The sequence below is a fragment of the Agromyces ramosus genome, assembly GCF_004216665.1.
In the GTDB taxonomy this organism is placed as follows: Bacteria; Actinomycetota; Actinomycetes; order Actinomycetales; family Microbacteriaceae; genus Agromyces; species Agromyces ramosus.
Window position 1 is genome coordinate 85611 of the sequence record NZ_SGWY01000002.1, and the last position, 13275, is coordinate 98885.

General features: G+C 71.7%; 14 protein-coding genes. 6 read left to right on the plus strand and 8 right to left on the minus strand.

Going from position 1 to position 13275, the window contains the following annotated elements:
- The first annotated feature begins 88 nt into the window (after nt 1-88).
- On the plus strand, nt 89-442 hold the full coding sequence (locus EV187_RS06945) for a hypothetical protein (protein ID WP_130352367.1): 354 nt from the start codon (nt 89-91) through the stop codon (nt 440-442).
- A gap of 16 nt (nt 443-458) precedes the next feature.
- On the opposite strand, the gene trhA is transcribed toward EV187_RS06945, so the two are convergent.
- Nucleotides 459-1262 carry a PAQR family membrane homeostasis protein TrhA gene (gene trhA / locus EV187_RS06950; RefSeq protein WP_130352368.1) on the minus strand — a complete coding sequence of 268 codons (804 nt, stop codon included), beginning with the start codon at nt 1260-1262 and terminating at the stop codon, nt 459-461.
- 73 nt (nt 1263-1335) lie between these two features.
- Between trhA and EV187_RS06955 the strand changes: the two genes are divergently transcribed.
- The 3 genes from EV187_RS06955 (at nt 1336) to EV187_RS06965 (ending at nt 4881) form a co-directional block, all read left to right on the plus strand.
- On the plus strand, nt 1336-2121 hold the full coding sequence (locus EV187_RS06955) for an isoprenyl transferase (protein ID WP_130352369.1): 786 nt from the start codon (nt 1336-1338) through the stop codon (nt 2119-2121).
- A 58-nt stretch (nt 2122-2179) separates the two neighbouring features.
- Entirely contained in the window at nt 2180-3298 is a 1119-nt protein-coding gene (locus tag EV187_RS06960) for an aminotransferase class V-fold PLP-dependent enzyme (protein ID WP_130352370.1), read from the plus strand.
- Nucleotides 3299-3606: 308 nt separating this feature from the next.
- Complete coding sequence (locus tag EV187_RS06965) at nt 3607-4881, plus strand: RNA 5'-3' helicase PhoH2 (RefSeq protein WP_130353222.1); 1275 nt, start codon at nt 3607-3609, stop codon at nt 4879-4881.
- A gap of 66 nt (nt 4882-4947) precedes the next feature.
- Here the strand turns inward: EV187_RS06965 and EV187_RS06970 are convergent, their stop codons facing one another.
- The 5 genes from EV187_RS06970 to xseA are packed head-to-tail and all read right to left on the minus strand — an operon-like array spanning nt 4948 to nt 9261.
- On the minus strand, nt 4948-6354 hold the full coding sequence (locus tag EV187_RS06970; RefSeq protein WP_130352371.1) for a class II fumarate hydratase: 1407 nt from the start codon (nt 6352-6354) through the stop codon (nt 4948-4950).
- A gap of 59 nt (nt 6355-6413) precedes the next feature.
- Nucleotides 6414-7070 carry a carbonic anhydrase gene (locus tag EV187_RS06975; protein ID WP_242609485.1) on the minus strand — a complete coding sequence of 219 codons (657 nt, stop codon included), beginning with the start codon at nt 7068-7070 and terminating at the stop codon, nt 6414-6416.
- A 28-nt stretch (nt 7071-7098) separates the two neighbouring features.
- A complete protein-coding gene (locus EV187_RS06980; protein ID WP_130352373.1) occupies nt 7099-7746 on the minus strand; it encodes a DUF4245 domain-containing protein in 648 nt (215 codons plus the stop codon).
- 14 nt (nt 7747-7760) lie between these two features.
- Nucleotides 7761-8009, minus strand: a complete 249-nt coding sequence (locus EV187_RS06985; RefSeq protein ID WP_207221777.1) for an exodeoxyribonuclease VII small subunit — start codon at nt 8007-8009, stop codon at nt 7761-7763.
- Nucleotides 8010-8019: 10 nt separating this feature from the next.
- The gene (gene xseA / locus EV187_RS06990) at nt 8020-9261 is read right to left on the minus strand and encodes an exodeoxyribonuclease VII large subunit (RefSeq protein WP_130352375.1); all 1242 of its coding nucleotides are present in this window, start codon (nt 9259-9261) and stop codon (nt 8020-8022) included.
- Nucleotides 9262-9408: 147 nt separating this feature from the next.
- On the opposite strand from xseA, the gene EV187_RS06995 reads away from it, so the two are divergent.
- Nucleotides 9409-10443 (plus strand): 4-hydroxy-3-methylbut-2-enyl diphosphate reductase, encoded by a 1035-nt coding sequence (locus tag EV187_RS06995; protein WP_130353223.1) that lies wholly within the window; start codon nt 9409-9411, stop codon nt 10441-10443.
- Between the two features lie 73 nt (nt 10444-10516).
- Here the strand turns inward: EV187_RS06995 and EV187_RS07000 are convergent, their stop codons facing one another.
- Entirely contained in the window at nt 10517-11140 is a 624-nt protein-coding gene (locus EV187_RS07000; RefSeq protein ID WP_130352376.1) for a DUF6264 family protein, read from the minus strand.
- Between the two features lie 7 nt (nt 11141-11147).
- The gene (gene fbaA, locus EV187_RS07005; protein WP_130352377.1) at nt 11148-12176 is read right to left on the minus strand and encodes a class II fructose-bisphosphate aldolase; all 1029 of its coding nucleotides are present in this window, start codon (nt 12174-12176) and stop codon (nt 11148-11150) included.
- Nucleotides 12177-12287: 111 nt separating this feature from the next.
- Between fbaA and EV187_RS07010 the strand changes: the two genes are divergently transcribed.
- Nucleotides 12288-13235 carry a fructose-bisphosphatase class II gene (locus EV187_RS07010; RefSeq protein WP_165391128.1) on the plus strand — a complete coding sequence of 316 codons (948 nt, stop codon included), beginning with the start codon at nt 12288-12290 and terminating at the stop codon, nt 13233-13235.
- Nucleotides 13236-13275: the final 40 nt, after the last annotated feature.

The window sequence follows — 13275 nt, forward strand, 5'->3', positions numbered from 1 at the left end:
GTCTAGGCTTGGGATCCAGCCTAACCCGCCCCCGTGAAGGGAACCCGATGCTCGTCGTGCCCGCCTGCTCCATCGCCGGAGCACGCTCGTGATCGCTGCGTCGGTGCCGTTCCTCGTGCGTGCCGCGGAGGAGGAGTTCGACCCCGACACCGTCACGCCGGGCATCTGGGGCTTCGTCCTGACGTTCGTCGTGATGGTGGTCGTCGTGCTGCTGGTGCTCGACATGGTGCGTCGCATCCGCCGGGTCAACTACCGCGCCGAGGTGCGCGAGCAGCTCGAGGCGGAGCAGCGCGAGCGGGAGGTCCAGGTCCTCGAAGGCGACTACGCGGCACCGGATGCCCCCGACGTCACGCCGGGGCCGGCATCACCTTCGGGCGACGGCGACGACGACGGCGACGCCGCCGCGGCATCCGACGACGAGGACCTGCCGCCCGCGCGCTGACCCGCGCGCCGCGGCGTCAGCCGAGGTGGTACACCGGGTTCATCGCGATGATGAGCGTCGCCGTCCAGTGGCACATGAACGCGAGGACCGTGCAGGTGTGGAAGATCTCGTGGAACCCGAACCTGCCGGGCCACGGGTTGGGCCGCTTCAGCCCGTAGACGACGGCGCCGACGGTGTAGAGCAGCCCGCCGACGATCACGAGCACCATCATCGCGACGCTCGCGTCGAGCAGGTCGCCGAGGTACATGACCGCCGCCCACCCCAGCAGCAGGTAGAGCGGAACGTAGAGCCAACGGGGCGCGTGGATCCAGAACACCCGGAAGCCGATGCCGAGGAGGGCGCCGCCCCAGACGATCGCGAGCAGCAGCCACCCCTTGTCGGGCGGAAGCGCGAGGATCGCGAGCGGCGTGTACGTGCCGGCGATCAGCAGGAAGATGTTGGCGTGGTCGATGCGCTTCAGGATGACCTTGGTGCGCGGCTCCCAGTCGAACCGGTGGTAGAGCGCGGAGTTGCCGAACAGCAGCATCGACGTGAGGGTGAACACCGCCGACGCCCACTTCGCGGGAGCGCCCTCGGCGAGCCCGATGAGTACGATGCCGGCCGCGATGGTGACGGGGAACGTGCCGGCGTGGATCCAGCCCCGCCAGGTCGGCTTGACCTCGGCGGCGTACGAGAGCGAGTCGTCGAGCAGCGGGATGTTCGGCAGGTCGGGCCCGTGGGCCTCGCGATCGACCGCGACATCCGCCGTGTCGTCGGGCGCGACCGGGCGGCTGAGCTCCTCCGCGAGGTCGGCGGATTCGTGGCGGCGCTTGGGGGTCATTGACTCAGCGTAGGCCCTCGGCGGTCACGTTCCGCTGTGAGTGCGGCGGGCGGCGGAGGGGTAGCGTAGTGCCGTGCAGACCAGCGATCAGCCCCTCGGTCGCGGCATCCTCTATCGCCTCTACCAGAACCGGCTGCGGCGCGAGCTCGACCGGGCCACCCTCCCGCGGCACGTCGCGATGATCATCGACGGCAACCGCCGGTGGGCGAAGCAACTCGGCTACCAGACGGCGGCGCACGGGCACCGAGCCGGTGCGGCGAAGATGCGCGAGTTCCTCGAGTGGTGCGACGACCTCGGCATCGGCGTGGTGACCCTCTACCTCCTGTCGAGCGACAACCTCGGCAACCGTCCCAGCGCCGAACTCGCCGACCTCATCGAGATCATCGCCGAGCTCGCCGAGGAGCTCTCGCACTACCGCGACTGGCGCGTGCAGCACGTGGGGTCGGACGCCGGGCTGCCCGAGCCGCTCGTGGCCGCGCTCGACGCCGCCGAGCACCGTACCGCCGACAAGCACGGCATGCACGTGAACCTCGCGGTCGGCTACGGCGGCCGCAAGGAGATCACGGATGCGATGCGCTCGATCGTGGCCGCGCACCACGCCGAGGGACGCAGCCTCGAGGACCTCGCCGAGCGGCTCACACCCGACCTGATCGGCGAGCACCTCTACACGGGCGGGCAGCCCGACCCCGACCTGGTGATCCGCACCTCGGGCGAGCAGCGCCTCAGCGACTTCATGCTGTGGCAGGCCGCGCACAGCGAGTTCTACTTCGTCGAGGCGCTCGGTCCCGACCTCCGGAAGGTCGACTTCCTGCGCGCGCTGCGCGACTACGAGAAGCGTCACCGCAGATTCGGCGGGTGAGACCGCTCCCTCGCGGCCCCCGGGTCTGCCATGATATGGCTCGGAGAAGGGGGCGTACGTGACGATCGACGCATTCATCGCGGGGTTCACCGAGGAGCCCGGCTACCTCGACTACGGTCGGTTCGGCCCGCTGTCGACCCCCGCCGCCGAGGAGGGCGTCGCGCTCACCCAGGTGCTCCAGCGTGCACGGCACGGCAGCATCGACGTGTTCCTCGAGCAGGACGCCCGGGTGCGAGCCGCGGCATCCGCCCTCACCGGGTTCCCGGCCGAGGCCATCGTGTTCCAGCCGAACACCACGCAGGGCATCATGCACGCGATGTTCGGGCTCACGGGCAGTGTCCTGCTCTCGCCGGGGGAGTTCCCGAGCCTGCCGATCGCGGCGGTGCGCGCCCAGGAGGCGCTTCACTCGGTGCAGCCCGTATGGCTGGAGACCGACCACGGCAAGGTAACGCCCGGCCAGATCCGCGAGCAGCTCGAGACCAACGTGGCCGCGGTCGCGGTGAGCCTCGTGGACTCGCGCACCGGCTACCTCTGCGACATCGAGGGCATCCGGCAGGTGATCGGCGACCGCCTGCTCATCGTCGACGCGATCCAGGGCTTCGGCATCGTGGACGCCCCCTGGGAGGCGGCGGACGTCGTGCTCTCGGGCGGGCAGAAGTGGTGCCGCGCCGGCTGGGGCACCGGCATCATGGCGCTGTCGGCGCGTGCCCTCGAGCGCCTCACGCCCGTCTTCTCGGGATTCACGGGCACCGAGGTGCCGGAGCCGTGGGACGAGGTGCCGCCGCCCGCTCCCGATGCCCGCGCCTACCGGGTGTCCAATCCCGATCCGATCGCCGAGGCACGCCTCGCGGCCGCCCTCGAGGACCTCTCCGCGGTCGGCGTCCCCGCCGTCAACGCGGCGGTCGCCGAGCGGGTGAGTCGCGTGATCGAGCTCGCCGACGAGTTCGCGCTCGCCGTGGTGAGCTCCCGCGACGAGCAGGAGCGCGCGGGCATCGTCGTGCTCGAGCCGCCCGCGGGCCAGGTCACCTACCTCACCGCGTCGATGCACAACCACGGCGTCACGGCCACCACCCGCAACGGGCAGGTGCGGCTCAGCGTGCACGCGGCCACCAGCGAGGAGACCCTGGAGATGCTGCGCGCCGCCTTCGTGTCGTACGCCACCGCGGCGTCGTACTGACGCAAGCGCGGCGACGCTGCGGCATCCGCTCGAATGTGAACGGCAGATGACGATTCGCGTGTCGCTGACGCGGATTCGACGCCGCGGTCGTAGCGTCTGAGGCATCGGGCAAGGTGCCTGATCGAGTCGGCTCGTGAACCGCTCGTGGGAGGATTCGCCGGCCGGCGCGAGAGCCGAGCGGAACGCTCGGGGCAGGAGCGGTTGTGGCCTCACTCGAAACCTCCAAGTCCTTCGGCCGGTCCTCGGGTCGCAAGCAGCGACCGGATGCCACGACGCCCACGGGCGTCGCCCAGTCCGAGCGGACGTACGTGCTCGACACCTCGGTGCTCCTGTCGGATCCCCGTGCGCTGTTCCGATTCGCCGAGCACGCGGTGGTCCTCCCCGTCGTCGTCATCACGGAGCTCGAGGCGAAGCGCAACGACCCCGAGATCGGGTACTTCGCGCGCCAGTCGCTGCGGATCCTCGACGAGCTGCGCGTCGAGCACGAGCGGCTAGACTTCCCGATCCCCGTCGGCGACGGCGGGTCGCTGCGCGTCGAGCTCAACCACTCGAGCCCGTCGGTGCTGCCGAGCGGACTGCAGCTGGGCGACAACGACTCGCGGATCCTCGCCTGCGCCGCCAACCTCGCGAACGACGGCGTCGCCGTCACGGTCGTCTCGAAGGATCTGCCGCTCCGGGTGAAGGCGGCCTCGATCGGCCTCGACGCGCAGGAGTACCGCGCCGAGCTCGCGCTCGACTCCGGGTGGACCGGTATGTCGGAGCTCTCGCTCGGCTCGAACGACATGGCCCGGCTCTACGAGCACGAGCGCATGGAGACGGCCGACGTGGAGGCGCTGCCCGTCAATACGGGACTCGTGATCCACTCCGAGCGCGGCTCCGCCCTCGGCCGCGTCGTCGGCGACCGCGAGGTCAAGCTCGTGCGCGGCGACCGCGACGTGTTCGGCGTGCACGGCCGCTCGGCCGAGCAGCGCCTCGCGATCGACCTGCTGCTCGACCCCGAGATCGGCATCCTCTCGCTCGGAGGCCGGGCGGGGACGGGCAAGTCGGCGCTCGCGCTGTGCGCCGGGCTCGAGATGGTGCTCGAGCGGCAGCAGCACAAGAAGATCATGGTCTTCCGTCCCCTGTACGCGGTGGGCGGGCAGGAGCTCGGCTACCTGCCGGGCGACCAGGGCGAGAAGATGAACCCGTGGGGCCAGGCGGTCTTCGACACGCTCGGTTCGGTGGTCTCCGACAACGTGCTCGACGAGGTCGTCGATCGGGGCATCCTCGAGGTGCTCCCGCTGACGCACATCCGTGGTCGCTCACTGCACGACGCCTTCGTGATCGTCGACGAGGCGCAGTCCCTCGAGCGCAACGTCCTCCTCACCGTGCTCAGCCGGATCGGCCAGAACTCGCGCGTGGTGCTGACCCACGACGTCGCCCAGCGCGACAACCTGCGCGTCGGTCGCCACGACGGCGTCGCGAGCGTGATCGAGACGTTGAAGGGGCATCCGCTGTTCGCGCACATCACCCTGACCCGGTCGGAGCGCTCGGCGATCGCGGCGCTCGTGTCGGAGATGCTCGACGGCGCCGAGCTCACCTGATCCACGGCGTTCGCATGCACGAAGGCCCCCTCGTCGCCGAGGGGGCCTTCGTGACGTCGGGTGCCGCTACGCCTGCGGCGGGCGCGTCATCGAGAGCAGGTCGAGGGCGGCGTCGAGCTGCTCCTCGGTGAGCTCGCCGCGTTCGAGGTAGCCGAGCTCGACCACGGCCTCGCGCACCGTGCAGCCCCGGGCCACGGCGTGCTTGGCGATCTTCGCGGCGGCCTCGTAGCCGATGAGCTTGTTGAGCGGCGTGACGATCGACGGCGACATGCCGGCGAGGGCGTTGGCGCGCTCGATGTTCGGCTCGAGCCCGTCGATGGTCTTGTCGGCGAGCAGGCGCGAGGCGCTGGTGAGCAGGCGGATCGACTCGAGCAGCGCGGTGCCCATGACCGGGATCTGCACGTTGAGCTCGAACGACCCCGAGGCGCCGCCCCACGCGATGGTCGCGTCGTTGCCGATGACCCGGGCGCACACCATGAGCACGGCCTCGGGGATGACCGGGTTGACCTTGCCGGGCATGATCGACGAGCCGGGCTGGAGGTCGGGGATCCGCAGCTCGCCGAGCCCGGTGTTCGGCCCCGAGCCCATCCAGCGCAGGTCGTTGCAGATCTTCGTCAGGCTCACGGCGATGGTGCGCAGCGCACCGGATGCCTCGACGAGGCCGTCGCGGTTGGCCTGCGCCTCGAAGTGGTCGGCGGCTTCGGTGATCGGCAGTTCGGTCTCGAGCTGGAGGAGCTCGATCACGAGCTGCGGGAAGCCGGCCGGGGTGTTGATGCCGGTGCCGACGGCCGTGCCCCCGAGCGGCACCTCGGCCACGCGGGGGAGCGCCGAGCGCACGCGCTCGATGCCGAGGCGCACCTGGCGGGCGTAACCGCCGAACTCCTGGCCCAGCGTCACGGGGGTGGCGTCCATGAGGTGGGTGCGGCCCGACTTGACGATGCCCGACCACGCCTCGGCCTTCGCCTCGAGGGCGACGGCGAGGTGGTCGAGCGCGGGGATGAGGTCGTCGATGAGCGCGCCCGTGACGGCGATGTGCACCGAGGTCGGGAACACGTCGTTCGAGGACTGCGACGCGTTCACGTGGTCGTTCGGGTGCACCGGCCGGCCGAGGCTGCGCGAGGCGAGCGTGGCGAGCACCTCGTTCATGTTCATGTTGGAGGACGTGCCGGAGCCCGTCTGGTAGACGTCGAGCGGGAACTCGCCGTCGTGCTCTCCCGCGATGACCTCGTCGGCGGCTCCGGCGATCGCGCGCGCGATCTCGGCATCGAGCACGCCGAGCCGCTCGTTCGCGAGGGCGGCGGACTTCTTGATGCGCGCGAGGGCGGCGATCTGCGCCGGCTCGAGCGTGTCGCCCGAGATGGGGAAGTTCTCCACGGCGCGCTGGGTCTGCGCGCTGTACAGCGCGGATGCGGGAACCCGCACCTCGCCCATCGTGTCGTGTTCGATGCGGTAGTCGGCGGCGTTGTCCACCACGGTGTGTTCCCCTTCGGTTGCGTGCCGGGCCCTCCCGGCGAGTGCCGCGAGAGCGGCGGTCAGATGCGTCCGACGACGATGTCGGTCTCGGCACGCCCTTCGACGAGGCGGTAGTTCGCGCCGACGATAGCCAGCGTACCCGCTGCGATCGCGTCGCTGATCATCTCCGAGCTCTCGAGGAGCTCGGCGACGGTGTCGCGCAGGTGCTCGCGACCGACGAATCCGGCGTCGACGTCGGCGGGTGAGACGGGCGCCCCGGGCTCGGCGCCGGCGACGCGTCGCACGGCGGGCACGATCCGGTCGACGAGCGTCGCGATGTGGGCCGGCAGCGGCGTGGCCTCGGGCGCCTGCGAGTCGATCGCGGCCCGCACCGCGCCGCACTCGTCATGGCCGAGCACCAGGATGAGCGGGACGCCGAGCACGCCGACCGCGTACTCCAGCGAGCCGAGCACCGAGTCGGAGATCACCTGGCCGGCGTTGCGCACCACGAACGCGTCGCCGAGGCCCACGTCGAAGATGATCTCGGCCGAGAGGCGCGAGTCGCTGCATCCGAAGATCGCGACGAGCGGCCGCTGCCGGTGCGCCAGCGAGGTGCGATGGTCGACGTCCTGGCGGGGGTGCTGCGGTTCGCCGGCGATGAACCGCTCGTTGCCGCGACGGAGCTCCCGCCACGTCTCGGCGGGCGTGGCGGGACGTTCGGTCGGCTGCTCGCTCACGGCGGGTCCTCTCGGGCTGGTCTTCGATTCAGCGCTGCGCATCGATGGTGGGGACGAGGGCGGTGGCGAGCGTCTCGAACTCCTCGGGCGTCGCCGTGCCGAGGAGCACGAAGGTGCTGCCGCCCGCCTCGGTCGTGAGCCCGTATCGCGCGTTGCCCACGTCGTCGCCGCTGCCTCGGTTGTCGTACAGCGTCCACTCGACGCCGTCGATCGTGACGGTGCCCGTCGCGATCGTGCGCTCCAGGAGGCCGGCGACCCAGGTGGGGTTCGCCTCGAGCCCCTGGTACATGCCGATGTACTCGTTGCTGGGGGTGAGGTATCCCGCGTACCAGGCGGTCACGCCGTCGACGTTGGACGTGCGCAGCTCGGCGGCGTTGGCCCGCCAGCCGTCGGGGAGCACCGGCACGGCGAGCGGGTCGTCGGTCGCGACCTGCGCCTGCTCGGCGACCGCGGCGACGTCGATGTCGCGTTCCATCGGGGTGTCGCTGCGCGGAACGAGCAGCACGATCACGAGCACGAGGAGCAGGCTCGCGCCCAGCGCGAGGATGAGGTTCTGCACCGTCTGGCGCTGGCGGTGCTTCAGCGAGTTCTCGGCCTTGCGGGCCGCCGTCTCCTCGGGCGTCTCGGGGCGCCCCAGTTCGGCGACGATGGGCGGGGGCTTCTGCTTGCGTGGCATCTGCTGCTGCGCCATCAGCGCACGCCGGCGTCGTCGGATGCCGCGGTGCCGCCGCGCCCCGCTCCGGCCCGCGCCGCGTCGAGGCGCGCCTTCGCGCCGATGAGCCACTCCTCGCAGCGCGCGGCGAGCGCCTCGCCGCGCTCCCACAGCGCGAGGGACTGCTCGAGGGTCGCGGATCCCTGCTCGAGCTCGGCGACGACCTGCACGAGCTCGTCGCGCGCCTGCTCATAGCTGAGGTCGGCGACATCCGTGGTGGGGGGCATGCCACCCATTCTATTCGGCGCCGCCGACCGTGCCGTCGCGCACCACGGCACCCGTGGAGACGGCCCCGAGCACGCCCTCCGCGAGGGTGAGCGTGAGTGGCGAACCCTCGGGCGCGCCCTGCGGTCCGCGCAGCACGCGGCCGTCCGCACCCTGCACGATCGCGTAGCCCCGGTCGAGCGTCGACTGCGGCGAGAGGGCGCGCAGGTGGCCGCGCAGCTCGCCGACGCGCGCGGACTGCCGCTCGATGCCGCGCTCGACGAGCTCCGAACCGCGCGCGACCCACCGCGTGAGCTCCTCGGCGCGGCGGTCGACGATCCATCCGGCATCGGCCAGGGCCGGCCGGGCGCGCAGGTGGCCGATGCGGTCGATCTCGCGGGCGAGCATCGCGGAGAGGCGCATGCCGAGCCGCGCCCGCGCCTGCTCGACGCGCACGAGCTCCTCGGCGACGTCGGGCACGACGCGCTTCGCGGCATCCGTCGGCGTGGAGGCCCGCAGGTCGGCGACCTCGTCGAGCAGCGGCCGGTCGGCCTCGTGCCCGATCGCCGACACGATGGGGGTGGATGCCGCCGCCGTCGCCCTGACGACGCGCTCGTCGCTGAAGCCCAGGAGGTTCTGGAAGTCGCCGCCGCCGCGCGCGACGATGATGACCTCGACCTCGGGGTCGGCGTCGAGGCGCCGGATCGCGGCGACGACCTCGGGCGCCGTGCGGTCGCCCTGCACCGACGCGTAGGCCGTGCGGAACTCCACGGCCGGCCAGCGCAGCCGCGCGTTGCGCAGCACGTCCTGCTCGGCGTCGCTGTCGCGGCCGGTGACGAGGCCCACGACCGCAGGCAGGAACGGCAGGGGCTTGCGGCGACGCGGGTCGAAGAGTCCCTCGGCGGCGAGCTTGGCCCGCAGCCGCTCGAGCCGCTCGAGCAGGTCGCCGAGGCCGACGTGCTTCATGTCGTAGACCTGCATCGACAGCGAGCCGCCCTTCACCCACCAGCTCGGCTTGACGAGCAGGATCGCGTGGTCGCCCTGCTTGAACTGCTCGGAGAGGCGTGCCCGCACCGACGACCACATCGTGAACGAGAGGGTGGCGTCGGCCTCCAGGTCTTTCAGCTTGCCGTAGACGTTGCCGCCCGAGACGCCCCACTGCGTGATCTCGCCCTCGACCCACACGGTGCCGAGGCGATCGAGGTAGTCCTTCAGCTTCGCGGAGAGCAGCGCGACGGGCCATGGGTGCTCTCGCGTCGCCGGTGCATCCGTCATCGAGTCCCTCTCCGTTCCCGCCGGTCCATCCCGGTCGACCCACCCGGTGAGCCCCGGCCCGATTCCCGTCAGCCGATCGCTCAGCATCGCCCGCGTAGGATGGACATCGTGACGAGTACGACGGATGCCCCGCGAATCGGCCTCGGTATGCCCAGGGTCCCGGGTGTTCGCGGCCGGCTCAAGGATATCCCCGTCCCCGGACACAAGCGGGTGCTGCTCGCCGCGCCGCGCGGCTACTGCGCCGGCGTCGACCGCGCGGTGATCGCGGTCGAGAAGGCGCTCGAGCACTACGGCGCGCCGGTCTACGTGCGCAAGCAGATCGTGCACAACATCCACGTCGTCACCGAGCTCGAGCAGCAGGGCGCGATCTTCGTCGAGGAGGTCGACGAGGTGCCGGAGGGCTCGCACGTCGTCTTCAGCGCGCACGGCGTGTCGCCCGCGGTCGTGAACTCGGCCGCCGACCGGGGCCTGCACGCGATCGACGCCACGTGCCCGCTGGTCACCAAGGTGCACCGCGAGGCGGTGCGCTTCGCGCGCGACGACTTCGAGATCCTGCTCATCGGCCACGAGGGCCACGAGGAGGTCGAGGGCACCGCCGGTGAGGCACCCGACCACGTCACGATCGTGAACAGCCCAGACGACGTGCCGAACATCGAGGTGCGCGACCCCGACAAGGTGGTGTGGCTCTCGCAGACGACGCTCTCGGTCGACGAGACGATGGAGACGGTGCGGCGCCTGCGCGAGCGGTTCCCGAAGCTGCAGGACCCGCCCAGCGACGACATCTGCTACGCCACCCAGAACCGCCAGGTCGCCATCAAGAAGGTCGCGCAGGACGCCGACCTCGTGATCGTGGTCGGCTCGGCGAACAGCTCCAACAGCGTGCGCCTGGTCGAGGTCGCACTCGAGTACGGCGCGAAGGCCGCCTACCGCGTGGACTACGCGAGCGAGGTCAGGCAGGAGTGGCTCGACGGCGTCGAGACGGTGGGCGTGACGAGCGGGGCATCCGTGCCCGAGGAGCTGGTGAAGGAACTGCTCGACGCCCTGTCCGATGCCGGATACGGTGACGTCGCCGAGGTGAAGACGGCGGAGGAGGACCTGATGTTCTCGCTCCCGAAGGAGCTGCGCCGCGACCTCGCCGGCAACCGCGACGCCCGCGCGCTCGGCGGTCGCACGGCCCGCTGACCCGACGACGATCGCCCGGCGGGTTCCACCGCCGGGCGATCGGTGCGCGCGGCGTCCGGCCGCGTCGCCGCGGTCAGGTGCGCGTCGCGGTGAGCTGCTCGATCAAGGCGGGATCGCCGCTGAGCGCGATGGCGGTGAACACGAACAGGGCGATCGCCGCGATGACGCCGGCCGCGAGCGGCAGCCAGAAGGAGGGGCGGCGCGCGCGCATGAGCGCGACCGATCCGATCGCCGCGACCACCCAGATGACGATCTGGACGATCGAGCCGGTGAGGATGAGTGCGGGGATCTCGGGGCCGGGCGTGTAGGGCTCGATGCCCTCCTGCGTGTGCAGCAGCTGGATCGACTGCGGCATCGCCTGCAGCACGGCGACCGCGAGCCACACGCCGAGCACGCCGATGACGAGCAGCAGGATCGTGACGACGCGGTCGGCGGGCCGCTCCGGGCGCGCGCTGCGGTCGATGGATGCCGCGGCGACCGGTCGTGCGGGCCGCGCTGCCCGTGGCGTGGCCATCTGCGGCGCGGGGTCGGACGTGGTCTCCCCGGGGGGCGGCTGCCAGGTCCAGCCGTCGGGCGCGTACTCGCCGTACTGCGGGCGCGGACGCTCGTCGCGCGGTGGGGGTGAGGCCGGGGAGACCCCGGGCGTCGGCCGTTCGGCCGGCTCGTCGGGGGTCCCCGCGGCGTGCTGATCCGGCATCCGGGACCTAGGCGCTGATCGACTGTCCGGCGGAGCCGAGCTGCCGGGTGGACTCGCCGACGCGCACGGCCATCGCCGACTCGGCGACCTTGCCCCATGCGCGGGGGTCGTACTGCTTCTTGTTGCCGACGCTGCCGTCGACCTTCAGGACGCCCTCGAAGTTCGAGAACATGTAGCCGGCGACCGAGCGCGTGAACGCGTACTGCGTGTCGGTGTCGATGTTCATCTTCACGACGCCGTTGGCGACCGCGGTGGCGATCTCCTCGTCGGTCGAGCCCGACCCGCCGTGGAAGACGAGGTCGAGGGGCTTGGGGCCGTGGCCGTACTTGGCCGCGAGGCCGTCCTGGATCTCCTTGAGGAGCTCGGGCTTCAGCTTCACGTTGCCGGGCGCGTAGACGCCGTGCACGTTGCCGAAGGTGAGGGCGGCCATGTAGCGGCCCTGCTCGCCGAGGCCGAGGGCCTCGACCGTGGCGATCGCGTCGTCGAGGGTCGTGTAGAGGTGCTCGTTGATGTCGTGGCTGACGCCGTCCTCCTCGCCGCCGACGACGCCGATCTCGACCTCGAGGACGGCGTTGATGGCCTTCATGCGCGGGAGGATCTGCTTGGCGATCTCGAGGTTCTCGTCGAGCGGCACGGCTGAGCCGTCCCACATGTGCGACTGGAAGATCGGGTTGCGACCCGCCTTGACCTCGTCCTCGGAGGCGGCGATGAGCGGGTAGACGAAGTCGTCGAGCGCGTTCTTGGGGCAGTGGTCGGTGTGCAGCGCGACGGTGATCGGGTACGACTTCGCGACCTCGTGCGCGAAGCGGGCGAACGCGAGCGCGCCGGTGGCGCGTGCCTTGACCGTGTGGCCGGCGAAGTAGTCGGCGCCGCCCGTGGTGACCTGGATGATGCCATCGGAGCCCGCCTCGGTGAGCCCCTGCAGCACCGCGTTGAGCGTCTGCGAGGAGGAGACGTTGAACGCCGGGAAGGCGAAGCCCTTCGCCTTGGCGGTGTCGAGCATCTCGGCGTACTGCTCCGGGGTTGCGATGGGCATGGTGCTCCTTCGAGGTGACGTCAGGTTTGCCATCGAGTCTAGCGAGGTGGCGAGGAGTGCTCACGAGTCGACGGACGGGGCGCCCACCTCGCGATGCGGGAGGATGGCGGGGTGTCCGATCGATCCCTCGCCTCGCCGCCGACCCCGGATGCGCAGTTCCCCGCCGGGCTGCGGGCCGCGCTGGTCGCCGCCGTGCACGCGGCGGCGGACGCTGCTCGACCGCTCGTCGGCTCGGGCGACTCCGACGCCGTCGACGGGGCAGCCGTGGACGCGTTGCGCACCGCGCTGGCCGCGGCTCCCGCCGACGTGCGCGTGGTCGCCGGCGAGGGCGAGAAGGACGAGGCGCCCATGCTGCACCCCGGTGAGCGGTTCGGCTCGGGCACAGGGCCGGCGGTCGACCTGGTCGTCGACCCGGTGGACGGCACGCGGCTCGCGGCGGCCGGGCGACCCGGCGCCATGTCGATCCTGGCGGTCGCACCGCGCGGGGCGTTCCTCGACGTGGGGCCGGCGCACTACCTCGACAAGCTCGTGCACGGCGGGCCCGACGCCGGGCTGGTGCTGCGCGCGCCCGTCTCGCAGAACCTCGAACGGCTCGCCGCGGCGCGGGGGATGCGCGTCTCGGAGCTCCGCGTCGCGGTGCAGTCCCGCGCCCGCAACGCGGGTGTCGCCGAGGCGGTGGCGCGGGCCGGCGCGACGCTGCACGTGTTCGAGCACGGCGACATCGAGCGCGTCGTGCACGCCGCGGCATCCGGGGGATCGCTCGACCTGCTGCTCGGCATCGGCGGCGCGCCAGAGGGCGTGATCGAGGCCGCCATCGTGCGCGCGCACGGCGGCGTGATGCAGGCCGCCTTCGCGCCGCAGGCGCCGGCCGAGGCGCGCCGGCTGGCGGAGGCCGGCCTCGACGCGACCCGCGTGCACGATCTCGGGCAGCTCTGCGCCGCGCCGGCGTTCGTCGCGATCGCACCGGTCACGCCGTGCGCCCTCGTTCCCGCCGCGACGGCACTCGTCGCGCTGTCGCCCGGGCCCCTGGCCGACCGCCTGCCCGATGACCCCGTGTGATGCCGTGATTAAGAACCTCGATTCTTTCGGTGCCGTTCAG

Excerpts from the sequence above, each read along its gene's own strand:
- xseA (WP_130352375.1), bottom strand. The coding sequence starts at position 9,261 with ATGACGGATGCACCGGCGACGCGAGAGCACCCATGGCCCGTCGCGCTG.
- EV187_RS06995 (WP_130353223.1), top strand. The coding sequence starts at position 9,409 with ATGCCCAGGGTCCCGGGTGTTCGCGGCCGGCTCAAGGATATCCCCGTC.
- fbaA (WP_130352377.1), bottom strand. The coding sequence starts at position 12,176 with ATGCCCATCGCAACCCCGGAGCAGTACGCCGAGATGCTCGACACCGCC.
- EV187_RS07000 (WP_130352376.1), bottom strand. The coding sequence starts at position 11,140 with ATGCCGGATCAGCACGCCGCGGGGACCCCCGACGAGCCGGCCGAACGG.
- EV187_RS06985 (WP_207221777.1), bottom strand. The coding sequence starts at position 8,009 with ATGCCCCCCACCACGGATGTCGCCGACCTCAGCTATGAGCAGGCGCGC.
- EV187_RS06980 (WP_130352373.1), bottom strand. The coding sequence starts at position 7,746 with ATGCCACGCAAGCAGAAGCCCCCGCCCATCGTCGCCGAACTGGGGCGC.
- trhA (WP_130352368.1), bottom strand. The coding sequence starts at position 1,262 with ATGACCCCCAAGCGCCGCCACGAATCCGCCGACCTCGCGGAGGAGCTC.